Origin of the sequence: Cochlodiniinecator piscidefendens, from assembly GCF_011326755.1 — a bacterium.
Taxonomy (GTDB): domain Bacteria; phylum Pseudomonadota; class Alphaproteobacteria; order Rhodobacterales; family Rhodobacteraceae; genus Cochlodiniinecator; species Cochlodiniinecator piscidefendens.
Map to the genome: position 1 here is coordinate 469,318 of NZ_JAAOIE010000002.1, position 23,688 is coordinate 493,005.

The following is a 23,688-nucleotide window of genomic DNA, read 5'->3' on the forward strand; positions in this document are numbered from 1 at the left end:
ACTTATTACCACTGCAACTTTAGTGCAGACGCAGGAGGATCAGATGTTGGATAATATGCCCCGTGGGACGATCTGCATCGAGGATATTGAAATCGGTATGAAACGTCATTTGCGTAAGCAAGTGACGGATCAGGACATAGAAATGTTTGCTCAGGTTTCGACAGATCGCAATCCTGTTCACTTAGACGAAGCTTATGCCCAAGACACTATTTTTGAAGGGCGTATTGCGCACGGGATGCTGACAGCAGGCCTTATCTCAGCAGTCATTGGCGAACAGCTTCCTGGTCATGGCACTGTGTATCTGGGACAAACGCTTAAGTTCATGGCCCCGGTTCGCCCGGGCGACACGGTTTTTGCCGAAGTTGAAGTCACTGAAATCGACCATGCAAAGCGCCGTGTTAAAATGATGTGTCACTGTAAAGTTGACGATAAGGTGGTCCTTAAAGGCGAAGCAAATGTGCTTGCGCCTAGCCGTAAATTCGACTGACCCTTGCACTGGGGCAAAAGCCCGGCTAGGTCAGTTTTATGCGGATTATTCGAGATACCCAATTTGTGGATGAAACGGATCGCGGCGCCAGCGTCGCGATTGGTAATTTTGACGGCGTACACCTAGGCCATCAATCAGTGATAGATATCGCACGTGCAAACGCTCAGCGATTAAATTGTCCTCTCGGGGTCATGACGTTTGAGCCTCACCCTCGTCAATACTTCGCTCCACAATCTCCGGCATTTCGCTTGATGAATGCGGATGCCCGTGCGCACAGACTCGAAAAACTTGGCGTTGAAAAGCTGTATGAGTTGAACTTTGGCGCCGCACTGTCAGAACTCTCGGCAGAAGCCTTCGCGCATCAGGTCATCCACCAAGCACTTGGATTGCGCCATGTTGTTGTCGGTGCTGATTTTTGCTTTGGCAAAGGGCGCTCTGGCTCTGCCGAAGATCTTAAGGCCTTTGGCCAAACACTTGGATTTGATGTAACAATCGCGCAGCTGGTTGCAGACGCACAGGGTGAGTTTTCGTCAACGAATATTCGCAAAGCTCTGTCCGATGGCCGCCCCCGCGACGCCGCCCATATGCTAGGCCATTGGCACCGCATTGAAGGCGAAGTCATCCGCGGTGACCAACGTGGGCGTGATCTGGGTTTTCCGACGGCCAACATGTCTATCGCCGGACTTCATCTGCCCAAATTTGGCGTGTATGCGGTTAAGGTTGATGTTTTAACAGGCCCACACGCTGGCGAATACGATGGCGCTGCGAGCATGGGCGTACGGCCCATGTTTGGTGAAAATCAACCAAACCTTGAAACGTTTATTTTTGATTTCAAGGGTGATCTTTACGGCGAGAACCTATCAATCGCCTTGGTGGATTATCTTCGCCCAGAAGAAAAGTTTGATGGGCTCGACGCGCTCATTGAACAAATGAATGCTGATTGTCAAACAGCACGCAAAATCTTGGAATCCCTTTAGCATGGTCTCTCACTCAACAGAGGGCCTGCGCAAACGGTTCTGGGAACGCGTTCCATTAGACAAGCTCAATCCCACCGAATGGGAAGCACTATGCGACGGATGTGGGAAATGTTGCCTGAACAAGCTTGAAGATGCCGGCACCGGAGAAGTCGTGTTCACCAAAGTCGCCTGTCGATTGCTTGATGATAGCACGTGTCAATGTTCTCAGTATGACATTCGGCTAAACTTCGTGCCAGAGTGCATTGTTCTTAGCCCAAAAACACTGCCTGATGTCGCGTATTTTATGCCCTCCACCTGTGCTTATCGCCTCTTGCATGAGGGCAAATCGCTCCATGAATGGCATCCCTTGAATTCAGGTAGTCGCCAAAGTGTTCATGATGCTGGCCAATCAGTTCAAGGTTGGACTGTACCAGAATTTGAAATCCCCGAAGAAGATTGGGAAGATTACGTTATCGAGGAACCCTGCTAATGTTTTTTGCGTCTGACAACTCCGGCCCGACACACCCCAAGGTGTTAGAGGCAATCACGCTTGCGAATGACGGTTATGCGATGCCTTACGGCGTCGATCCTCTGATGGATAAAGTACGTGACAAAATTCGCTACATTTTCGAGGCACCAGAAGCCGCTGTATATCTGGTCGCTACGGGAACCGCTGCAAACTCCTTAGCCTTGGCAACCCTGTGTAACCCATGGCAAACTGTGTTTTGCTCCCGCGTTGCCCATATCCATGAGGACGAATGCAACGCTCCTGAATTTTATTCTGGTGGTGCGAAGCTAACACTCGTCGACATCGAAGATGCAAAAATGACGCCCAAAACCTTAACTGCGGCGATCGAATACGAAGAAACCCGTGGGGTACATGGCCCCCAACGTGGGCCAATTTCAATCACACAAGCAACCGAGCGCGGCACAGTCTATTCTGTTGCAGAAATTCAAGACCTTTGCGCGGTTGCTAAATCCCACAACCTACCCGTTCATTTGGACGGAGCGCGTTTTACAAATGCCTTGATGGCTCTAGATTGCACTCCTGCTGAAATGACATGGAAAGCAGGCGTAGACGCTGTTAGTTTTGGCGGCACCAAAAACGGCCTTATGGGCGTCGAGGCTGTCATATTCTTTGATCCAAAACATGCGTGGGAATTTGAACTTCGCCGCAAACGCGGGGCGCATCTGTTTTCAAAGCATAGGTATCTTTCTGCGCAAATGGATCGCTATTTGACCGATGGATTGTGGACGGAATTGGCCGCAAAGGCCAATAACGCAAACGCGCAACTTAGCCGCGCTCTGAGGCAAATCCCCCACGTCAAATTGGACTTTGAACCAGAAGCAAACATCACATTCGCCAGCTGGCCCCGCAAGGTTCACCAGCGGCTTCATGATGCAGGTGCGGTCTATTACGTGTTCACGGGCACACTCGATGGTGATGATCCCGAAGAATACCTAGGGGCGCGTCTGGTGACAAACTGGGCAACGACGCCGGATCAAATAGATCAGTTTGTTAGCCTTGTGCGCGGAGATTAAATACAAACCCGGTGTTCGATAATCGAACACCGGGTTTTCTTTATCAAAGCGCTCCAGACAAAAATGCGTCAAGATCGTCCAATCGATCCTGCCCCCAAAACCGCTCTTCCCCATCAACAATATAGAATGGGGCGCCGAACACACCTGCCGCAATCGCGTCTTCTAAGTTTTGCGCATATGTCTCTGCGCCCGACAATAATCCGCTATCAGCAAGTTTAGGGTCAAAACCATGCGCGCTTAGACATGCTTTGACAACTGCATCTTCAGCGATGTCTTCTTCTTCAGCCCAACAAGCCCGCATTATGCTATGCGCTAGTCCCCCTAGGTCGCCGCGCCCAGCCACCTGAGCCGCTATCAGGGCATATGAGCTGGGCGCGGGGTTGGTTGGCCAATGCGCAGGCTTTGGCGTCAACGCAAGCCCAGCCTTGGCGGTTTGACGACGTAGCTCTTGATTGCGGTACTCCATGCGGTTGGGATGGCGGTCTTTTGGTGCTGTGCCACCTGTACGCGCAAACAGAGTCATAATGTCGAGAGGCTTATATGTTATTGTCGCATTATGCTTGGCCGCGATTTCCTCAAGCCGTGTTCCCGCGAGATATGCAAATGGTGAAAGAGTTGTGAGATAATAGTCGATATGTGCCATTTTGCTGGCCTCCAGGTGTGGTCAAAGGTTTGCGAGATCGTAGTCGCATGTTAAGCGGTGGGCACGTCACGATTCTGTCATATCGCTGAACCACTCTGGGGAAATCTACGATGCCAACCACCTCTGAACCCAAGCTTATTGCAGGGAACGCCAATCGTCCACTCGCCGAGGCCGTCGCACGTCGCATGTCAATGCATCGTGGCACGAACCTCGGATTGGTAGATGCGCGCGTTGAACGCTTCAATGACCAAGAAATCTTTGTTGAAGTGTACGAAAACGTACGCGGCGAAGACATGTTCATAGTTCAACCTACATCCAACCCTGCCAACGACAACCTCATGGAACTGTTGATCATTGCCGATGCAATGCGTCGCTCTTCTGCCTCACGTATCACTGCTGTGATCCCCTACTTTGGATATGCACGCCAAGATCGCCGCACCAAAGCCCGCACACCGATTTCTGCCAAGCTGGTCGCGAACCTTATTGCCGAAGCCGGCATTGAACGTGTTTTGACAATGGATTTGCACGCAACGCAGATTCAAGGTTTCTTTGACATCCCGGTTGATAACCTTTACGCGGCGCCCGTTTTCGCGCTTGATATCATGCACCACTTCAAAGGACGCGACGATATCATGGTCGTATCCCCTGATGTCGGCGGTGTTGGCCGTGCGCGTGAACTTGCAAAGCGGATCAATGCCCCACTCTCAATTGTTGATAAGCGTCGCGAAAAAGCTGGCGAAATTGCGGAAATGACCGTGATTGGTGACGTCAAAGGCAAAGCCTGTATCATCGTTGACGACATCTGCGATACCGCTGGTACATTGTGTAAAGCTGCCGAAGTATTAATGGAAAATGGCGCAACCGAAGTCCACGCTTACATCACACACGGCGTTATGTCTGGCCCTGCTGTTGAACGTGTAACCAACTCTGTCATGAAAAGCCTCGTTATCACGGATTCCATCCAGCCAACTGACCCAGTCAAAAACGCGCCAAACATTCGTATCGTTCCAACGGCCCCTATGTTTGCGCAAGGTGTCATGAATATTTGGAACGGAACGTCAGTGTCGTCCCTGTTTGACCACGAAACATTGAACCCGCTTTACGAAGGCTTTTATTCGTAAAATAGGCATAGCACAAAGATCTCAACGCCCGCCAATTTGGTGGGCGTTTTTCATTTAGTAGAGTTCCCAGTCATCTTCACTTGGGAGTTCACCTATCGCCATCCAAGCCGCGCGTATACGTGCAACCCGGCTATCGCTCCAGGTGCGAAAAACGATATCGAATCCATCAACTGTGATGTTTTCGGCATGTAAATCACCACGCATATTGGTGACACGGTCAACATCAAACATCGACATTGATAGATGAATCGTTGGTGGCGTTTTAAAGGGTTCGGAAAACGCAATAGGCGTGCGCGATTCTCGCGCATCTGTACCCGTCCACATAGGGCCTCCGTCCTCATAATCTGAGAAAAGAACCTTATCCCCTTGATCTATGCCAAGTATGTGACTGTTTATACGCTTCATCAGAACCCTTTCCGAATTCTGAGATACCCGTAAAATTGGGCAAAAGTAAGCGCTGAAAATGAAAAAACCCCGCCATTTCTGGCAGGGTTCATAATTTCAGTTCGTTCAGCTAAATTAGCCTCGTGAACTCAGTCCAATTTGCGTTCCGAGAATAGCAATGTCGGATGCCTGCTTCGCCAAAGCGTCAAGCGCTTCTGGCGTTGCGTTATCACGGGCATCAACCGCTTCATTCAGGAATTCATCCAAGGTGTCTTGAGTAACCTCAGACACAGGCATTGCACGCTCTGCCAGCACAGATGTACCTGCGCTGGAGATCTCTGCAAATCCGCCAGTGACGACGTACTTCATTTCACCTTCTGGACCGTTGACCGTCAGCAGGCCGGGACGCAACGTTGTGATCAACGGAGCGTGGTCCGGCATGGCCGTCAGGTCGCCATCGGCACCCGGAATCTGGACTGATACGGCCTGAACAGAAGCAAGCTTACGCTCAGGAGATACCAGATCAAATTGCATTGTATCGGCCATGTGACCCTCCCTTAGGCTGCTTCAGCAGCCATCTTTTCAGCTTTTGCAATCACTTCGTCGATGCCACCAACCATATAGAAGGCGCCCTCTGGAAGGTGATCGTATTCACCAGCCACAACAGCTTTGAAAGACGCTACAGTGTCTTCCAATGGAACCTGTTTGCCGTCTGCGCCAGTAAAGACTTTCGCAACGTCAAACGGTTGTGACAAGAAGCGTTCGATTTTACGCGCACGTGCCACTGCCAATTTGTCGTCTTCTGACAATTCGTCCATACCAAGGATGGCGATGATGTCTTGCAAAGACTTATAACGCTGAAGAACTTGCTGAACGTCAGTTGCAACTTTGTAGTGCTCTTCACCGATGATCAGTGGGTCAAGCAAACGTGAAGTTGAACCAAGTGGGTCCACCGCAGGATAGATACCTTTTTCTGAGATCGAACGATCCAGAACGGTTGTCGCATCCAAGTGAGCAAATGATGTCGCTGGCGCAGGGTCGGTAAGGTCATCCGCAGGAACATAAACGGCCTGAACGGACGTAATAGAACCTGATTTGGTTGATGAAATACGTTCCTGCATCGCGCCCATGTCGGTTGCCAATGTTGGCTGGTAACCCACAGCAGAAGGAATACGACCCAACAGCGCTGACACCTCAGAACCCGCTTGTGTAAAGCGGAAGATGTTATCAACGAAGAACAGAACGTCAGAACCCGTATCATCGCGGAACTGCTCAGCCAGGGTCAGACCTGACAGCGCAATACGCATACGTGCTCCGGGAGGCTCGTTCATCTGGCCGTAAACCAGAGCGATTTTTGATTCTTCGAGGTTATCAGGAACGATAACGCCAGATTCAATCATCTCGTGGTAAAGGTCGTTACCTTCACGTGTACGCTCACCAACACCCGCGAACACAGACACACCTGAGTGCACTTTCGCGATGTTGTTGATCAATTCCATGATCAAAACGGTTTTACCAACACCAGCACCACCGAACAGACCAATTTTACCACCTTTGGTGTAAGGGGCGAGAAGGTCGATCACTTTGATGCCTGTTTCCAGAATTTCAGTCTCAGTTGACTGCTCTGAGAATTCAGGTGCATCGCCGTGGATAGCGCGGCTATCTGTTGCGTTTACAGGGCCTTGTTCGTCAACTGGGTCGCCAGTCACGTTCAAGATACGGCCGAGGGTCGCGTTGCCCACTGGAACCATAATCTGGCCGCCAGTATCTTCCACCGCTTGACCGCGAACCAAACCTTCGGTTGAGTCCATTGCGATTGCGCGAACTGTGTTCTCACCAAGGTGCTGAGCAACTTCAAGAACCAGTTTTTTGCCGTTATTTTCCGTGTCTAGCGCGTTCAAAATCTGAGGAAGATTGTCCTCAAACTGCACATCGACAACGGCGCCGATCACCTGAGTGATTTTGCCTTTTGCGTTTGCCATGTTTCGTCTCCGGGTTCTTAGAGCGCCTCAGCGCCCGAGATAATTTCAATAAGCTCGTTGGTGATCACGGCCTGACGTGAGCGGTTAAACTCGATTGTCAGTTTGTCGATCATTTCACCAGCGTTACGGGTTGCGTTGTCCATTGCGGACATCCGCGCGCCTTGCTCAGATGCGCCGTTCTCAAGGAGAGCAGCGAAAATTTGCGTGGCTACACCGCGCGGCAGAAGGTCGGCCAAAATGGCCTCTTCGTCCGGCTCGTAATCATATAGCGTGCTGGCCTCTTCGGCCCCTTCAAACGACGCAGGAATAACCTGTGTCGCTGTTGGGATCTGGCTGACGACGTTTACGAAGCGGTTAAAGAAGATCGTCGCGACGTCAAACTCACCCGCGTCAAAGCGGCTAAGAATGTCGCGTGCGATGCTGTGCGCGTTGGCAAAACCAACAGACTTCACATCACTTAGATCGACGTGGCCGATCATTTGATCCCCAAATTCGCGCTTCAACTGATCGCGGCCTTTTTTGCCAACGGTCAGCATTTTCACGGTTTTGCCAGCAGCAGCCAATTCATTCGCTTTGGCACGAGCCATTTTCGCGATTGAAGAGTTAAAGCCACCGCAAAGTCCGCGTTCGCCAGTCATTACCACCAACAGATGGATCTGATCAGACCCAGTGCCAGACAGCAATTTCGGTGCAGAATCCGAGCCAGCAGCCGCAGAAGCCAACCCACCCAGAACGGAATTCATCCGATCTGCGTAGGGACGGCCTGCTTCGGCTGCTTCTTGGGCGCGACGGAGCTTTGCCGCCGCGACCATCTGCATCGCCTTCGTGATCTTACGCGTGTTCTTAACACTCGAGATCCGATTTTTGAGGTCCTTAAGGTTTGGCATCTTCCAGTCCTTTCAGGGCCTTAGGCGAAATCAGCTGCGAATTCGTCCAAAGCTGCTTTGATTTTGTCGTCCAGCTCACCTTTAACCTTACGGTCATTGTCGGTGATGTCTTTCAGCAAATCAGCATGGTTCTGACGCAAGTGGTTCAGCAGAGCTTGTTCGTAGCGACCAACTTGGTTCACTTCGACGCTATCCAAATAACCACGTGTACCTGCGTAGATAACACAAACGATTTCAGAGTTGGTCAGCGGTGAGTACTGCGGCTGTTTCATCAGCTCAGTCAAACGCGCACCACGTGCAAGCAACTGTTGGGTTGCGGCATCAAGGTCGGAACCAAACTGAGCAAACGCAGCCATCTCACGATACTGAGCCAAAGACAGTTTAACCGGACCAGCAACAGAAGACATTGCTTTGGTTTGTGCAGATGAACCAACACGAGACACGGAAAGACCAGTGTTCACAGCAGGACGGATACCTTGGTAGAACAATTCAGTTTCCAAGAAGATCTGACCGTCGGTGATGGAAATCACGTTGGTTGGAATAAACGCAGAAACGTCGCCACCTTGGGTTTCAATGATCGGCAGAGCGGTCAAAGAACCAGAACCGTTGTCTTCGTTCAATTTAGAAGAACGTTCCAAAAGTCTGGAGTGAAGATAGAAAACGTCACCTGGGTACGCTTCACGTCCTGGTGGACGACGAAGAAGCAAAGACATCTGACGATAAGACACAGCTTGCTTTGAAAGGTCATCATAGATGATCAAAGCGTGACGACCGTTATCACGGAAGTGTTCCGCCATAGAAGTCGCAGCATATGGTGCCAAGAACTGCATTGGTGCAGGGTCAGAAGCGGTCGCAGCTACAACGATAGAATATTCCATCGCGCCTGTTTCTTCGAGCTTTTTAACAAGCTGAGCAACAGTTGAGCGTTTTTGACCGATCGCAACGTATACGCAATACAGTTTTTTACCTTCGTCGTCGCCAGCGGCTTCGTTGTAGGATTTTTGGTTCAGGATGGTATCGAGCGCAATCGCTGTTTTACCAGTCTGACGGTCACCAATGATAAGCTCACGCTGGCCACGGCCAACTGGGATCATCGCGTCAACAGATTTCAGACCTGTCGCCATTGGTTCGTGAACAGATTTACGTGGGATAATGCCCGGTGCTTTAACATCTGCAACAGAACGCGTGTCGGTCACGATTGGACCTTTGCCATCGATCGGGTTACCCAGACCGTCAACAACACGACCCAATAGTGCGTCACCTGTTGGTACGTCCACGATTGAGTTGGTACGTTTTACAACGTCACCTTCTTTAATGTCGCGGTCGGAACCAAAGATAACAACACCAACGTTGTCAGCTTCGAGGTTCAACGCCATTCCACGGATACCACCGGGGAATTCGACCATTTCACCGGCCTGAACGTTGTCGAGGCCGTATACACGCGCAATACCGTCACCAACGGAAAGCACACGGCCCACTTCTGCAACTTCAGCCTCTTGGCCAAAGTTTTTGATCTGCTCCTTGAGGATCGCAGAGATTTCGGCTGCTTGGATGCCCATTATCCGACCTCTTTCATAGAATTCTGAAGGCTACTGAGTTTCGAGCGGATCGACGTATCGATCATTTTCGAACCCACCTTAACGACAAGACCGCCAATGAGGCTTTCATCAACGGTCGCATTAATTTTAATATCCTTGCCGATAGTCGCTTTAAGCGTCTTAGCAAGTTTGTCCGCCTGGGTTTTAGTCAGCGCTTTTGCGGCTGTCACCTCGGCAGTGATTTCCCCATTTTCAGCAGCAATCAAACCACGCAGTGCGCTTGCCAATTGTGGCAAAACGAACAGACGACGTTTGCTGGCCATCAGGCTCAGCGCGTTTGCGACTGTAGAGGAGAGTTTCATTTTCTCAGCGATTGCAGAAACCGCTGAACCCTGTTCTTCGCGTGAATACACAGGCGAAAAGATCAGAGCGGAAAATTCTTTGTTCTCTGCAAGAACGGTTTCGAGCGCAGAGACGTCAGCCTCAAGCGCTTTTAGGTCCTTACTTTCCTTGGCCAATTCAAAAATGGCCGTGGCATAGCGTGCAGCAATGCCAGAAGAGATCGAAGCTGGTTCAGACACGTCCACCCTTCCGATGTCAGGAGCCCTGCTAGAGTTTCTTAGTCCCTAGGCAGAGCGGCTTGGATGATGCAAACGAACGTAAGCACCAAAATCAGCGTCGATGTAGCAGACACGACCTCACCTATCAACTGTCTTAAGGCTTTTTTCGCAACCTAGTTTTTCCTATAAAAATAGGGCTTTGGGCCAAGCTGCGACGTATTGCGCTGAAAAAACATCATGATGAAGGGGAAAAAACGACGCCTCAAGGCGATTCCTGACGATAAAATCGCCCCATTTTAGCGATCAACTTCCAGATGCAGCGACAATCGCGCTCCAAGTTGGGGCAGGAATTTGCAATCCCAAGGGTCTATTTAGCGTGCGCTGGTCCGCTTCGCGCTCTCCGGGAATCTCCACTCGGGCGAATCCGGGCATTGTCGGGCAGTTTCGTAACTCGCTCAGAACCTCTTCGGCTGCAGCCTGCATTGTATTCGCTGCTCTATACCGAGACGTATCCAACGTGATCATCATCCAATTGCATTCAGTGGTTACTGGACCCAACATCGCTTCGCAGATCATTTCTGCCATCACAGACAACGCATATCCTTTGGGCCCACCGGACGGTAAAATCGCCCCCCCATTAAAGTAGTCATTTGGATCGCGGCTAGGATATCCGTCTTTGTTAATCAACGCCCCTTCGGGAAGTTGAGCACCCGCGCTCTGGGCGGCATAGATCCAACCACCTGCGATTTGCGAGGTTGCGAAATCCAAAACAACGGGGCCGCGGTCGCCTCCAGGTATGCCAATGCAGTAGGGATTAGTCGGCAATAGCGCCTTTCGACCACCGTAAGGCGCGACCTGCCGCCAATTTTGCCGCCCTCCCCCGCCAACAATGATCATCAGACAGCCTTCATTCGCAGCATATTCTGCAAAGGCCCCTAACCGGCCTGTATGCCCAACATTTCGAAGCGCGAGCGCCGCCATACCCGTTTCTTTGGCGCGCGCACAGGAATGATGTGCAGCCAATCGCATTGCTGGGATACCAATTCCCCCCTGACCGTCGATTTCCTCTACACCGTTTTCACGCACCACGACCTGAGCAACCGCCCTAGGGTTCATTCGGCCATTTTGAAAAAACTCCGCATATTTCAATGCGCGCATAACGCCATGAGACTCGACACCTGACAGGTCAGATTCGACTAGATGTTCTGCCACCTCCGATGCAACCTCATGCGTACAACCATTTAGCTCCATAATCCGGTGCACGGTGTCGATGGCGACATCACAGCCTACGCTAATCCGTTCACCATCGTAATCAAGTTTGCTACCGGTTGGGCCTTCTGTGGTCACGTCAACGATCCTAAATAGGTTTCACCTCTGGTTGCTTAAGCCCTTCGAGAACGCGCAGCGGCCGACGAATTGGAACTGCCGTTCCCGTATTGGTTGGTGCAAGCACTTGTTTGCGCACCTCCAACATCACAACACCCCCAGCATAATATGAGGAGAATTTTTGTCCTGTACGCTCAAGGAACTGAGCGCTCTTTAACCAAAATCGTTTATTACTCGGTGGAGAGAATAGCGCTGCTCGGTGCCGCTCGGGCACAAAGTCATGGCGCTTCAACTGCTGTTCAAGCTGGGATAAACTATAGGGGCGCCCATATCCAAAAGGCGTAAGGTCGCTTCGCGCCCAAAGACCCGCCCGATTAGGTACTATGAATAATGCCTTCCCCCCGGGGCCCAGCACTCGCCAACACTCCTCAAGCAGTGCCGTAGGATTATCACAAGTTTCATATCCATGCATAAGGACAAGCTTATCAACACTTCCGGTTTGCAGCGGCCATGAGATTTCTTCGCACAAAGCCGATACATTGCGCATACCAGCAGGCCAAGACATTACCCCCTGCTGTGCGGGCATAAGCCCTACAACACGCCGTGCCTCGCCCAAATAGGGGCGTAACAAAGGAACCGCAAAACCAAACCCAACCACTGTCTGCCCTTGTGCATCGGGCCACATGGATCGCACCTGATCGCGCACGGCTTTTTGCGCAGAACGACCAAGCGTACTGCGGTAATAAAATGTCCTTAAGTCAAGAACGTCCAAATGCATCGGGGTTTGCCTGCCTCCTGTTAAGGATGACTTTAACGTAGTTTTGCGAAAAATCTACGATTTCTATTCGCCCGGACGCTCTGCCACGATTGAAAGGTTATTTGCAGGCATTTCATTCCGCTCAAGTAAATTCAATCCTGCCTGTGCCAATTGCGACTCGAGCCATTGAAAGTCTTTGTAGCCGACACCTTCTGCTTGGCTCTTTAAACTTTCATCGAAGCGTTGATCACCTACGCTTCGATAGGTGCCGTTGTCCATAAATGGGCCATAAAGGAATACACGCCCACCAGGAGCGAGTGCTTCAGAGATACCCTGAACAATAGCTTTAGCCTCTGTATCCGTTATCAAATGCAACAAGTTAACGAGGTAAACCAATTGAAACGATTCAGAAATCTGCGTCCAATCCCCGGTCGCGTCAAATTCGATCGGCGTACGCAGATTACTGCAGTCGCTATGGGTGCGCCACGCCTCTATACTGCGCAAGCGTTCAGGCGCAATATCACTGGGCTGCCAAGTGACGGAAGGAAACCGATCCGCAAGCGTTGCAATTTGCTGCCCCGTCCCGCTCGCAATTTCCAATGCAACACCCGAACACGGCACATGACGTGTCAGACGCGCAAGGATCGGATCAAGGTTCCGCGCCGCCGAAGGCGCATGCAGCCGCCCGTCCTGTGCGCTTTCATCCAAATAAGGGCTGTCGGGCAGTACCAACCTTGTCTTGCCTGCGGCTTTATCAGTCATTTGAATTCTCCTTCATCTCTTATTGCGCCCAGTTGCAGTTTGCGCAAGAGTTGGCAAACACTGCCCTAGGAGAACCCTGTGCCTTCCAACGCCTCCATTGAAATTCTGACCGTCCCCTGTCTGTCTGACAATTACGCATTTTTGGTGCACAACTCCGACACCAAAGAAACCGCGTTGTTTGATGCGCCTGAGGCAGACCCTATTCTGGATGCCCTGTCAAAAAAAGGCTGGAAGCTTACTGATATTTTGCTCACGCATCACCACGATGACCACATTGATGGGGTGGAAGAGTTACGCAAAAAAACCGGCGCTATGGTCATCGGTGCCGCATCAGACAAACACAGATTGCCATTTCTTGATGCCACAGTCAGCGAACATGCGGCTTTGCGTGTTTTGGGCCAAGATGTCGAAGTTTTTGATGTATCGGGCCACACGATCAATCATATCGCGTTTTACATGCCGGCTGCTAATGCTGTGTTCACTGGGGATAGCCTCATGGCCCTTGGTTGTGGGCGTCTGTTTGAAGGCACCCCAGAAATGATGTGGAACAGCTTGCAAAAACTAATAGTTCTCCCGCCAGAGACGATTGTTTGTTCAGGGCATGAATATACACAATCCAACGCCCGTTTTGCGTTAACTATTGAACCCAACAACAAAGCGCTTATCTCTAGAGCAACCGAAATCGATACGGCCCGCGCGACAGGGCGCCCAACCGTTCCGTCCCTTTTATCGGAAGAATGTGCAACAAATCCTTTTTTGCGTGCGCATCTGCCAGAACTAAAGTCCGCCCTTGGAACACCTAACGCCACTTCGGCGGATACTTTTGCCAAGGTCAGACACCAAAAAGATACCTTTTAATGTCACACTAAACATAAGACACTGAGAAAAACCTGCCCTTATCTTCGGAAATGTGACAGGATTTGAAGAAAATGCTCTTGAAGCGGTCGCACATACAACCGAACTTTAAGAGATACGAGGCCACAGTCTAAAGGGTAATCCCTGCCGACCTAGGAAAGGAGCAAGACCTTGCCTTCATTCTCAAATACGCTCGAGCAAGCGATCCATGCGGCACTCGCATTGGCCAACTCGCATCGCCACGAACTCGCTACCCTAGAACATCTTCTGTTTTCGTTGACAGAAGAACCAGACGCAATCCGCGTCATGCAAGCATGTAACGTCAATCTAGCTGAACTACGCCAAGCTCTGGCTGAGTTTATCGAAGATGATCTCACAACGTTGATCACGGATGTCGAAGGGTCTGAGGCCGTTCCAACGGCCGCCTTCCAACGCGTCATTCAGCGCGCGGCTATCCACGTTCAATCGTCAGGCCGCAGTGAAGTGGCCGGATCAAACGTCTTGGTCGCAATCTTTGCTGAACGCGAGTCAAACGCTGCGTTTTTCCTACAAGAACAGGAAATGACACGCTACGACGCCGTAAACTACATCGCCCATGGCGTGGCCAAAGACCCTGATTTTGGCGAAAGCCGCCCTATCTCGGGCTCAGATGAATTTGACGAAGTTGTACAGCCAGCGGAAGAAGGCGAAAAGAAAGACAGCGCGCTTGCCAAATACTGCATCGATTTGAATGCAAAAGCGCGTGACGGTGATGTTGATCCGCTTATTGGGCGGGATCAAGAGGTTGAACGCTGTGTTCAAGTTCTATGCCGTCGTCGTAAAAACAATCCACTTCTTGTTGGGGATCCCGGCGTTGGGAAAACAGCAATTGCTGAGGGGCTCGCGTATAAAATAACACGCGGCGAGACACCTGAAATCCTAGCAGAAACAACCATCTATTCTTTAGATATGGGTGCCCTTCTCGCGGGGACACGTTACCGCGGGGATTTCGAAGAACGCCTAAAGGCAGTCATGACTGAAATGGAAAATCATGACGACGCTGTGTTGTTCATTGATGAAATCCACACGGTGATTGGTGCTGGCGCGACGTCTGGTGGTGCCATGGATGCGTCAAACTTGCTGAAACCTGCACTTCAGGGTGGCAAACTGCGTTGCATGGGCTCCACAACTTATAAAGAATTCCGCCAACATTTTGAAAAAGATCGCGCGCTGTCACGTCGTTTCCAAAAAATCGACGTCAGTGAGCCTTCTGTTGAGGATGCAATCAAAATTTTGCGTGGCCTAAAGCCCTATTTCGAAGAGCATCATTCGATCAAATATACAGCCGATGCGATCAAAACTGCGGTCGAATTGTCGGCACGTTATATTACAGATCGAAAACTCCCTGATAAGGCGATCGACGTGATCGACGAAGCAGGTGCTGCACAGCATTTGGTTGCTGAGAGCAAACGCCGCAAAACCATCGGCACTAAAGAAATCGAAGGTGTTGTCGCAAAGATCGCCCGTATCCCACCAAAGAACGTCTCGAAAGACGATGCTGAGGTGCTGCGTGATCTCGAAAAATCGCTCAAACGCGTAGTGTTTGGCCAAGACAATGCAATTGATGCCCTGTCGTCCGCGATCAAGTTGTCCCGCGCAGGGTTACGTGAGCCAGATAAACCCATCGGCAACTATCTGTTCGCTGGGCCAACGGGTGTGGGTAAAACTGAGGTTGCCAAGCAATTGGCCGACACACTGGGCGTCGAATTGTTGCGGTTTGACATGTCTGAATACATGGAAAAGCACGCGGTATCGCGTCTAATTGGTGCCCCTCCCGGCTATGTCGGATTCGATCAGGGCGGCATGCTGACGGATGGTGTCGATCAACATCCACATTGTGTGTTGCTTTTGGATGAAATGGAAAAGGCACACCCGGATGTTTATAATATTCTGTTGCAGGTTATGGATCACGGTACGCTCACCGATCACAACGGGCGCACAGTCGATTTCCGCAACGTGATCTTGATCATGACATCAAATGCAGGTGCTTCTGAACAAGCCAAAGAAGCTGTTGGATTTGGACGAGATCGCCGCGAAGGCGAAGATACTGCAGCCATTGAGCGCACCTTCACACCTGAGTTCCGCAATCGCCTCGACGCAGTGGTCAGCTTTGCACCACTACCCAAAGAGGTTATTTTGCAGGTTGTCGAGAAATTTGTGCTTCAACTCGAGGCGCAATTGATGGATCGCAATGTGTCTATCGAACTCACACGGGCCGCGGCAGAATGGTTAGCCAACGAAGGTTATGATGACAAAATGGGGGCGCGTCCATTGGGCCGTGTCATTCAGGAGCACATCAAAAAACCTCTGGCCGAAGAATTACTCTTCGGGAAGCTCGCCAAAGGCGGGTTGGTCAAGGTATCAGTCAAAGCTGGCAAACTGGATATCGAAGTTCTACCGCCTGAACAACGGCAACTTTCTGGTAAAACTCCACCGTTGCTCACAGCTGAGTAAAAGCATCACAACAATAAAAAGCCCTGCCAATTCGACAGGGCTTTTTACATACCTACGCTATAGCAAGGTTAGAGCTGCTTCACCAATCGATGCAGTTCAACCCCTGCGTCATTATTCCCACTAACACCGGTGTCATGAAATCCTTCGCTCTGCCAAAATGCCCACCCTTTGGTGTTAACACCTGCCACCGCAAGATACAGCTTTTCGGCTAATCGCGCGCGCGCATCTGTCTCGGCACATTTCAATAATTGCCGACCATACCCCTGATCTCGAGATTTGGAATCCAACAAAAGCAATCCTAGATAGGCATCTCCATCTTCAGGAAAGCCAAAATGCAAAACGGAAATGCCCAGCAGTTGATCATTCAGGAACAAACCCCATTGGTGCGCATTCGCGACGCAACAATTCGGCGGAACTTCGTTAAAGACAGCCTCGGCCTTATCTCGATTTGACGATAGATCACCCACAAGCTCCCAATAATCGGCCCCCCTACGGTTAAGATCTACAACACTTTCAAAATCGGCGTCTTTATCAAGTCTTCGAATATGCATGTTACTCTTCTCGATCCAAACGCTGATTGGTGATCTTCTTGATAAGCTCGAGCGCATCTGCCGGAGGTCGCATTTCTTGGCGCTGATAGTCAGACCCATCAAGGTTTCGGCTGAGCAGTTTTAATCCGACAAGACTGCGCCGCAATAATGGCGCATCTCCGAAGCTGTGCAATTGGTTCAAACGCGCATTCACTTCACGTTCATGCAAAGACAACGCAGACGGAAAATCAGACCAAAGCGCCCAAAGGCATAGCTCTTGGACAGGTCGCCGGGAGGGCCAACGTATCATTTTTCCGTCATCAAAATGCTGCAAGCAACGCTCAATCAGTCGATGATCGACGTTTTCATCAGGCTTTTCATCATTCAACCGCATTTGCGCTGAATGGGACGCCTTCATATGTTGATAATTGCGAAACCCTGCACCACGCGCGAGCATATTGAGCAGGCTCAAATGCGACGGCGGCCCATCATGTTCTTTCAATTGCTGGGAAACATTGCGCGCAAAACGCGATATATCAGGCGCGAAAAGCGAAATAGGGTCTTTAGACATATTATGTCCTCAACGTGCCGTTAGACTGTCGCTGGCCGCTGACTTACGACTCGGCACTGGACAATTGTGTCAGATGCGGTCGAAAAAATGGCAGGTTTAGCTTCCCATCTGGGACAGCGGCGCCTCGGGAACTGCCAACCAAGGAAAGATGTAACCAATTAATACATCTACCACAACGTTTTCCTGATAGGTCTACGATCAGAAAAAGTTCTGAGGATCAATATCAATCGACAACCGCAAATTATTTGGCAATCGAAACTGCCCAACCCAAGCTGAAAGCGCCTTTTGGATGTGAACCGTCTTATCCGCTTTTGCTAATAGCCGAACCCGGTGCCGCCCCCGGATACGCGCAATCGGCGCCGGAGCCGGACCAAATAACTGCACGCCTGCCGCACGCAGCGGCCCATCGTTGCGCGCCATTTCCCCGGCAAAATCAAAAACCTGCTGTACGTCTGGCGATGACAAAATAATGCCTGCCAAACGCCCAAATGGGGGAACCCCGGCGACCTGCCGTTCGCCAGCTTCGGCATTCCAAAATGCCTCTTCATCTCCAGAAAGGATTGCACGAATGACCGGGTGTTCTGGTTGATAGGTTTGCAGCAACGCAACGCCAGGCTTATCCGAACGCCCCGCACGACCGGCAACCTGACGCATCAACTGAAAACTGCGCTCCGCCGCCCGCAGATCAGAACCTTGCAAACCTAGATCAGCATCAATCACACCAACCAATGTGAGGTGTGGAAAATTATGCCCCTTGGCCACCAACTGCGTACCGATAATAATATCAGCATTCCCTTCGGCGATCAGGTTAATTTGTTCTTTCAATGCGCGTGCCGATCCAAATAAATCGGATGACAAAACCGCAATACGTGCGTCTGGAAAGGCTTCTTTAGCTTCTTCAGCCAAACGTTCAACGCCCGGCCCAACAGGGGCCAATTTGCCCACAGCCTCGCACGATGGGCATTGCTCAGGCATGGGTTTACTTTCACCGCACTGGTGGCACATCAACCTATTTTGAAACCGGTGTTCAACCATCCGCGCATCACAAAGGTCACAACCAATTTGATGCCCACATGCGCGACATACCGTCGTTGGTGCATAACCGCGACGATTGATGAACAACAGTGATTGTTCACCTTTTTGAATGCGAGTGTTTACAGATTTCTTTAACGTATCAGAAATCCATCGGCTGGGTGGTAACGTTTCACTTCGCATGTCGATAGCATGCATATCCGGTAAAACCGCAGCCCCATATCGCGATGTCAGATCAATCCGCTTGTACTTACCAGCCTCGGCGTTGGACCAACTTTCAAGCGAAGGTGTTGCAGAGGCCAACACGACCTGCGCAGAGCAGCAATTTGCCCGTAAAACAGCCATATCGCGCGCATTGTAGAGCGCGCCCTCTTCTTGCTTATAGGAACTATCGTGTTCTTCATCGACGACAATCAAGCCAAGATCACGAAACGGCAAAAACAGTGCGGATCGCGCACCAATCACAAGGTCAACACCGCCCTGCCCCGCCATGCGCCACAGCCGCCGACGTTCCGTCATAGTCACCCCAGAATGCCATTCCCCCGGTGACGCTCCGAACCGCTTTTCAACGCGAACCAAAAACTCCGCTGTTAAGGCAATTTCCGGTAAGAGAACAAGCGCCTGCCGCCCTTGGCGTAAACAGGCAGCGATGGCTTCCATGTAGACTTCGGTTTTGCCTGATCCCGTTACCCCCTTCAGCAGGGTGGTTCCATATGCCCCTGTGTTTACCGCAGTGCGCAGAGCCTCAGAGCCTGCAATCTGATCCCCCATCAAATCAACGCCGCCATACTCTGGATCAAGCTTACGATAGGGCTGATCGCGCGGTGTATCTTCTTCAAGCACAGTACCAAGTTTGACCAACCCCTTGACAACCGAGCTACTTGTATCCGCTTGATCAGCAAGTTCTTTAAGGGTGAAACTTAACCCACCATAGGCCCGCAGCACCCCAAGAACCCGCAGCCGCGCGTCTGTCATTCGATCAGGTTCGCTATCACCCAACCGGTATATTTTCTGCATCGACGGAGGATCACCCAACCCCGGAGCTCGCGTGGCGAGCCGCAGCATAGCAGAAGGCGGCGTGAGCGTATAATCCCCCGCACGTATCAAAAACTGACGCATTTCTTCGCGCATCGGGGCCACGTCCAGCACACGATTGGCCGCCCGGACTTTCTTTAGGTCATAACCGCCTTCGCCTGCTCCCCAGACAACACCCAGCACCTTGCGCGGTCCCAAAGGCACCTCAACATAGCTGCCGATAAAACACCCGCCTTCGGGTACTTTGTAATCAAGGAAACGGTCTATCGGCTGTGCAGTCAGCACCGAAATCAATTGGCCTTGGGCAAAAAAGGAAAGATCAGCCACACTGCGGTCCTGAATAGGCCGGGAAACCCGGCAGGTCACCTAATTTTGCCGCCCTCTTTCGGCGGGGTCAACCTCTCAACCACATCCAGAGATTGCGCGCGGAATAATCATGGCCAAAAGTGCTAAATGTGGTGTATAAAGACAAAAAACAAAACGAGACAGGTATGACGAGCAGCGCCCTTCTTGAATCAGATTTACGCGACCGGATTTTGTCCGACCCCAGCACCGTGCTGGAAGACCCCGAAATCATGCGTGCCCTTATCGCAACCAACCAAGCACAGATGGGCGGCAATGTCGTCGATTTGCGTGGCATCGCGATGGAGCGGTTAGAGGCCCGGCTGGACCGATTAGAAGACACACACAGGTCCGTCATTGCAGCGGCCTATGAAAATCTTGCTGGCACCAATCAAGTTCACCGTGCGATCCTGCGGATGCTAGACCCCGTCGAATTTGAAGGTTTCCTGAAAGATCTAGGCGGCGAAGTTGCCAATATTTTACGCGTCGATTCCGTCCGTTTGGTTTTAGAAACCGTTCAAAGCAAAGATGACCCTGCCGTTAAACGCCTCGGCGATGTCTTAAGCGTCGCGGAACCCGGATTTATTCTGAATTATATCGGTGCACGCGAAGGCGCTGAACCACGTCAGGTCACATTACGTCAAATTCAACCCGACCAAGCCGAAATTTATGGCGAAAGCGGAAATTACATCCATTCCGAAGCAGCGCTGCTATTGGATTTTGGCGAAGGACGTCTGCCCGGTATGTTGTTGATGGGTTGCGAAGACCCTCATCACTTTAAACCGAACCAAGGCACCGACCTATTAGCGTTTTTCGCTGGCGTTTTTGAACGTACGATGCGCCGCTGGTTGTCGTGATTGGCATAGCCCCAGCGGTACGTGACGCACTCGAAAATTGGCTTCTGGCGCAAAAGGCGTTGCGCGATATTTCCAACCACACCGTGAGTGCCTACCAAACGGACGTTTCCGGTTTCTTGGCCTTTTTGGCAGAACACCACGGCGGTGCTGCTGGCATGGCACAACTTAGGTCCGTTTCCATTTCCGATATGCGGGCATGGATGGCCAATGAACGCCGTCGGGGCGTTGCGGCCCGATCGCTGGCACGCGCTCTGTCCGCCGTAAAAAGCTTTTATCGTTGGCTATCGGATCGCGAACAATTTGACGCAACCGCCGTCCTTTCTATCCGTGCACCAAAATTTCAAGGCAAGCTGCCACGACCACTACAAGTCGATGACGCTAAAGCTCTGATCGATACGGTTGAACTTCAATCAACAACCAATTGGGTTGCTTTACGGGATGTGGCTGTTGTTACCCTGCTATACGGCTGTGGTTTGCGCATTTCCGAAGCATTGGGTCTTACTGGCGCAGATCTTCCTATTGGTGAAAGCCTGCGTATCACGGGTAAAGGTAATAAAACGCGGATCGTTCCCGTCATTCCACAGGCACGTCAGGCAGTTGATCGCTACGTTGCCGCAGTTCCGTTTGATATGACGCCCGATAGCCGTATTTTTCGCGGAAAACGCGGAGGACCGCTCAGTCCCGGCGTCATCCAAAAGGCCGTCGCCCAAGCACGGATGCAACTTGGCCTGCCAGCAACGGCAACACCACATGCTATGCGGCATTCCTTTGCGACTCATCTCTTGGGGGCCGGCGGAGATCTACGCACCATTCAAGAGTTACTAGGTCACGCCAGCCTTTCCACCACGCAGGTTTATACCGAAGTGGACCCTGCCCGCCTCATGGATGTCTACAACAACGCCCATCCGCGCGGTGAAGACGCGGATTAACCTTTTAGTAAGGAAATCCGCACCCAATATCCAAAGCCTGTTGATTTAACCCCTGTTATCCTGCATGACGCAGACATGACACTCAAAGCCAAAGCCCTCCTCGTGCACCTTCTCACTGCGACCGGTGCTGTTTTCGCAATGCTGGCCATGCTGGCCGCCGTCGAAGAAGAATGGAGTCTGATGTTCCTTTGGCTGGTTGTAGCCTTTTTCGTTGATGGCATCGACGGACCGCTCGCCCGCAAATACGATGTCAAAACCAACGCGCCCATTTACGATGGGGTTTTGCTTGATCTAATCATCGATTATCTGACTTACGTCTTTGTCCCAGCTTATGCACTCTTCAAATCAGGGTTACTTACAGGATGGACTGGATGGTTTTCAATTATCGTCATTACCTTTGCCAGCGCCCTGTATTTTGCAGATACGCGCATGAAAACAAAAGACAATTCATTTTCTGGATTTCCCGGTTGCTGGAACATGTTGGTTCTCGTTTTATTTGCAACCGCACCGAACCACTGGATCATTTTGGCGGTTGTTTGCATCATCGCTGTTTCCATGTTCTTGCCACTTAAGTTTATCCATCCGGTCCGTACAGAACGCTGGCGTTCGATTTCATTGCCAATCGCCATCGCCTGGACAGCCTTTGCAGGCTGGGCCGCATGGGTTGATTTCCACCCACAAAGCTGGGCGCTGTGGGGGCTTATCGCGACCTCGATCTATCTGCTTGGTGCCGGAATCGCACAGCAGGCGATTCCCCAACGCACCTAAAATATTCAGACCCAAACCAGACCGATCCTTTCGGGTTGGGTAAAATCAAAAGATCGTGCAAAGTGGCGGTGGGATAGCAATCCTAACTATTGTTTTGGGTATCTTGATATGAGTAAACAACGCGAAATCGTTTGGGTCAGCAACTGTATCTCAGACACGAGGCTGGTAAAGTATTTCATCTCTGATTTTTTTCAGATTGATGCCAACAAAGCCGCGAAAAATATGAACCAGAATGAGGCTGGCTTTCCCATATCAAAGGAATATTTCCCCGAAAATCATTTCGCCGAGTACAAAGATAAAAAGTACAAAAAACTACCCGAAATTTTTAGCGCCGGTGGTTTTTGGATGGTCTCCGAGGCCTGTGCCGATGTGTTGCGACAGTTTGATCTTGGGGACGGAGCGCTTTACCCGACACAGCTTTTCCAAAATAATCGAACCACTCGGGTTGAAGGTGCGTATTATTGCATCAACTTTGGCAATCAAAAGCGCGCCTTTGCACCAGAGCATTCGCCTGAGGCGATGAAGCCTTATCCGAACCAGGACCTATGGAAATTACCCTTTGTTCTCAAAGACCGCGACATAGTTGTGAGTAAGGTTGCGCTAAAGGGGCCTGATCTATGGATCGATCCTTTTTTACGGGGAGCATTGTTTTTAAGTGATCCATTGGTTCAGGCACTAAAGGCAGCCAAACTTACGCGCCCATTCGGGCCGCGAAAATGCAAGGTGCTCAGCGAAAACTGACAAACCAAGAAAAGCACACCCCTAAATCAATAACCCAGCAGCACCTTCGTGTTTCAGCAGAGTGACTTTCATTTCTACACCGCCTGCCCCGGAAAACCCACCTAGGTTTTGTGCACCAAGCACACGGTGGCATGGAATAATCACCGGAATAGGGTTCGCCCCACAGGCGTTTCCAACGGCCTGTGCAGATGCCCCAATTTGTTTGGCTATGTCCCCGTAGGTCAGTGTTTCGCCAAATGGGATCGCAAACATCGCGTCACACACCACACGTTGAAAATTGGTGCCCTCAACCCACATTGGCAAATCAAACTGCGTGAGCGTCCCGGCAAAATACGCATCCAACTGCGCGAGCCCGGCCCGTAACACCTCGGTCAATTCCCCTTTGGGCTTCGCATCCCACAACAATTGCGTGATCGCCCCGTTTTTCTCAACCAGACCGAGGTGGCCAATTGGGGTATGCGTTACGCCAATATTCGTTTGTATATCCATCCTGCCAGAATGACAGAAACCAATGCGCAGACAAGGGGCTGCTGTTCCGAAACTTGCGCAATCAACACATGTACCGCCAAATAAAAACCCCGGCGCTTGGC

At 51.1% G+C, this 23,688-nt stretch carries 25 protein-coding genes; 11 read left to right on the plus strand and 14 right to left on the minus strand.

From position 1 onward, the window contains the following. The first annotated feature begins 43 nt into the window (after positions 1-43). From G9C99_RS07030 to G9C99_RS07045, 4 genes are read left to right on the plus strand one after another with little or no spacing between them, the layout of a single operon-like run. Entirely contained in the window at positions 44-487 is a 444-nt protein-coding gene (locus tag G9C99_RS07030; RefSeq protein WP_166417115.1) for a MaoC family dehydratase, read from the plus strand. A gap of 38 nt (positions 488-525) precedes the next feature. Then, the gene (locus G9C99_RS07035; RefSeq protein ID WP_166416738.1) at positions 526-1,464 is read left to right on the plus strand and encodes a bifunctional riboflavin kinase/FAD synthetase; all 939 of its coding nucleotides are present in this window, start codon (positions 526-528) and stop codon (positions 1,462-1,464) included. 1 nt (position 1,465) lies between these two features. Next, positions 1,466-1,933 (plus strand): YcgN family cysteine cluster protein, encoded by a 468-nt coding sequence (locus tag G9C99_RS07040; protein ID WP_166416739.1) that lies wholly within the window; start codon positions 1,466-1,468, stop codon positions 1,931-1,933. Further along, the gene (locus G9C99_RS07045) at positions 1,933-2,985 is read left to right on the plus strand and encodes a threonine aldolase family protein (RefSeq protein ID WP_166416740.1); all 1,053 of its coding nucleotides are present in this window, start codon (positions 1,933-1,935) and stop codon (positions 2,983-2,985) included. Before G9C99_RS07040 ends, G9C99_RS07045 begins: the two co-directional genes overlap by 1 nt. A 43-nt stretch (positions 2,986-3,028) precedes the next feature. Here G9C99_RS07045 and G9C99_RS07050 read toward each other — a convergent pair whose 3' ends face one another. Continuing rightward, positions 3,029-3,628: a 2-hydroxychromene-2-carboxylate isomerase gene (locus G9C99_RS07050; RefSeq protein ID WP_166416741.1), complete on the minus strand. Its 600-nt coding sequence runs from the start codon at positions 3,626-3,628 to the stop codon at positions 3,029-3,031. 110 nt (positions 3,629-3,738) lie between these two features. Here G9C99_RS07050 and G9C99_RS07055 point away from each other — a divergent pair, with 110 nt between their 5' ends. After that, positions 3,739-4,749 carry a ribose-phosphate pyrophosphokinase gene (locus G9C99_RS07055; protein ID WP_166416742.1) on the plus strand — a complete coding sequence of 337 codons (1,011 nt, stop codon included), beginning with the start codon at positions 3,739-3,741 and terminating at the stop codon, positions 4,747-4,749. Between the two features lie 54 nt (positions 4,750-4,803). On the opposite strand, the gene G9C99_RS07060 is transcribed toward G9C99_RS07055, so the two are convergent. The 9 genes from G9C99_RS07060 to G9C99_RS07100 form a co-directional block, all read right to left on the minus strand. Continuing rightward, positions 4,804-5,154: an H-type lectin domain-containing protein gene (locus G9C99_RS07060; RefSeq protein ID WP_166416743.1), complete on the minus strand. Its 351-nt coding sequence runs from the start codon at positions 5,152-5,154 to the stop codon at positions 4,804-4,806. A 114-nt stretch (positions 5,155-5,268) separates the two neighbouring features. Then, positions 5,269-5,679 (minus strand): F0F1 ATP synthase subunit epsilon, encoded by a 411-nt coding sequence (locus tag G9C99_RS07065; protein ID WP_166416744.1) that lies wholly within the window; start codon positions 5,677-5,679, stop codon positions 5,269-5,271. Positions 5,680-5,690: 11 nt separating this feature from the next. Beyond that, positions 5,691-7,115 carry a F0F1 ATP synthase subunit beta gene (atpD, locus tag G9C99_RS07070; protein WP_166416745.1) on the minus strand — a complete coding sequence of 475 codons (1,425 nt, stop codon included), beginning with the start codon at positions 7,113-7,115 and terminating at the stop codon, positions 5,691-5,693. A gap of 17 nt (positions 7,116-7,132) precedes the next feature. Then, positions 7,133-8,002: a F0F1 ATP synthase subunit gamma gene (locus G9C99_RS07075; RefSeq protein ID WP_166416746.1), complete on the minus strand. Its 870-nt coding sequence runs from the start codon at positions 8,000-8,002 to the stop codon at positions 7,133-7,135. A gap of 20 nt (positions 8,003-8,022) precedes the next feature. Further along, on the minus strand, positions 8,023-9,561 hold the full coding sequence (gene atpA / locus G9C99_RS07080; protein WP_166416747.1) for a F0F1 ATP synthase subunit alpha: 1,539 nt from the start codon (positions 9,559-9,561) through the stop codon (positions 8,023-8,025). Beyond that, positions 9,561-10,121: a F0F1 ATP synthase subunit delta gene (locus G9C99_RS07085; protein WP_166416748.1), complete on the minus strand. Its 561-nt coding sequence runs from the start codon at positions 10,119-10,121 to the stop codon at positions 9,561-9,563. Before G9C99_RS07085 ends, atpA begins: the two co-directional genes overlap by 1 nt. Before the next feature lie 282 nt (positions 10,122-10,403). Continuing rightward, entirely contained in the window at positions 10,404-11,447 is a 1,044-nt protein-coding gene (locus tag G9C99_RS07090; protein WP_166416749.1) for an Ldh family oxidoreductase, read from the minus strand. A 10-nt stretch (positions 11,448-11,457) separates the two neighbouring features. Beyond that, complete coding sequence (locus tag G9C99_RS07095; protein WP_166416750.1) at positions 11,458-12,204, minus strand: class I SAM-dependent methyltransferase; 747 nt, start codon at positions 12,202-12,204, stop codon at positions 11,458-11,460. 63 nt (positions 12,205-12,267) lie between these two features. Continuing rightward, a complete protein-coding gene (locus G9C99_RS07100) occupies positions 12,268-12,945 on the minus strand; it encodes a DUF938 domain-containing protein (RefSeq protein WP_166416751.1) in 678 nt (225 codons plus the stop codon). Positions 12,946-13,023: 78 nt separating this feature from the next. On the opposite strand from G9C99_RS07100, the gene gloB reads away from it, so the two are divergent. Next, complete coding sequence (gene gloB, locus G9C99_RS07105) at positions 13,024-13,803, plus strand: hydroxyacylglutathione hydrolase (RefSeq protein WP_166416752.1); 780 nt, start codon at positions 13,024-13,026, stop codon at positions 13,801-13,803. Positions 13,804-13,971: 168 nt separating this feature from the next. Continuing rightward, positions 13,972-16,293, plus strand: a complete 2,322-nt coding sequence (gene clpA / locus G9C99_RS07110; RefSeq protein ID WP_166416753.1) for an ATP-dependent Clp protease ATP-binding subunit ClpA — start codon at positions 13,972-13,974, stop codon at positions 16,291-16,293. A gap of 68 nt (positions 16,294-16,361) precedes the next feature. Here the strand turns inward: clpA and G9C99_RS07115 are convergent, their stop codons facing one another. The 3 genes from G9C99_RS07115 to G9C99_RS07125 all read right to left on the minus strand — a co-directional run bounded on the left by G9C99_RS07115 (position 16,362) and on the right by G9C99_RS07125 (position 19,788). After that, positions 16,362-16,844 carry a GNAT family N-acetyltransferase gene (locus G9C99_RS07115; RefSeq protein ID WP_166416754.1) on the minus strand — a complete coding sequence of 161 codons (483 nt, stop codon included), beginning with the start codon at positions 16,842-16,844 and terminating at the stop codon, positions 16,362-16,364. Position 16,845: 1 nt separating this feature from the next. After that, positions 16,846-17,394, minus strand: coding sequence for a DUF2087 domain-containing protein (locus G9C99_RS07120; RefSeq protein WP_166416755.1), 549 nt, complete (start codon positions 17,392-17,394; stop codon positions 16,846-16,848). 198 nt (positions 17,395-17,592) lie between these two features. Continuing rightward, positions 17,593-19,788 carry a primosomal protein N' gene (locus G9C99_RS07125; protein ID WP_166416756.1) on the minus strand — a complete coding sequence of 732 codons (2,196 nt, stop codon included), beginning with the start codon at positions 19,786-19,788 and terminating at the stop codon, positions 17,593-17,595. A gap of 164 nt (positions 19,789-19,952) precedes the next feature. Here G9C99_RS07125 and G9C99_RS07130 point away from each other — a divergent pair, with 164 nt between their 5' ends. The 4 genes from G9C99_RS07130 to G9C99_RS07145 all read left to right on the plus strand — a co-directional run bounded on the left by G9C99_RS07130 (position 19,953) and on the right by G9C99_RS07145 (position 23,098). Next, entirely contained in the window at positions 19,953-20,660 is a 708-nt protein-coding gene (locus G9C99_RS07130) for a DUF484 family protein (protein WP_166416757.1), read from the plus strand. Then, positions 20,660-21,589 carry a tyrosine recombinase XerC gene (locus G9C99_RS07135; RefSeq protein WP_407926010.1) on the plus strand — a complete coding sequence of 310 codons (930 nt, stop codon included), beginning with the start codon at positions 20,660-20,662 and terminating at the stop codon, positions 21,587-21,589. The genes G9C99_RS07130 and G9C99_RS07135 overlap by 1 nt, the downstream gene beginning before the upstream one ends. Before the next feature lie 75 nt (positions 21,590-21,664). Beyond that, positions 21,665-22,357 (plus strand): CDP-alcohol phosphatidyltransferase family protein, encoded by a 693-nt coding sequence (locus tag G9C99_RS07140; RefSeq protein WP_166416759.1) that lies wholly within the window; start codon positions 21,665-21,667, stop codon positions 22,355-22,357. Between the two features lie 108 nt (positions 22,358-22,465). Further along, positions 22,466-23,098, plus strand: a complete 633-nt coding sequence (locus tag G9C99_RS07145; RefSeq protein ID WP_166416760.1) for an imm11 family protein — start codon at positions 22,466-22,468, stop codon at positions 23,096-23,098. A gap of 21 nt (positions 23,099-23,119) precedes the next feature. Here the strand turns inward: G9C99_RS07145 and G9C99_RS07150 are convergent, their stop codons facing one another. Continuing rightward, entirely contained in the window at positions 23,120-23,587 is a 468-nt protein-coding gene (locus G9C99_RS07150; protein WP_166416761.1) for a methylated-DNA--[protein]-cysteine S-methyltransferase, read from the minus strand. Positions 23,588-23,688 lie beyond the last annotated feature (101 nt).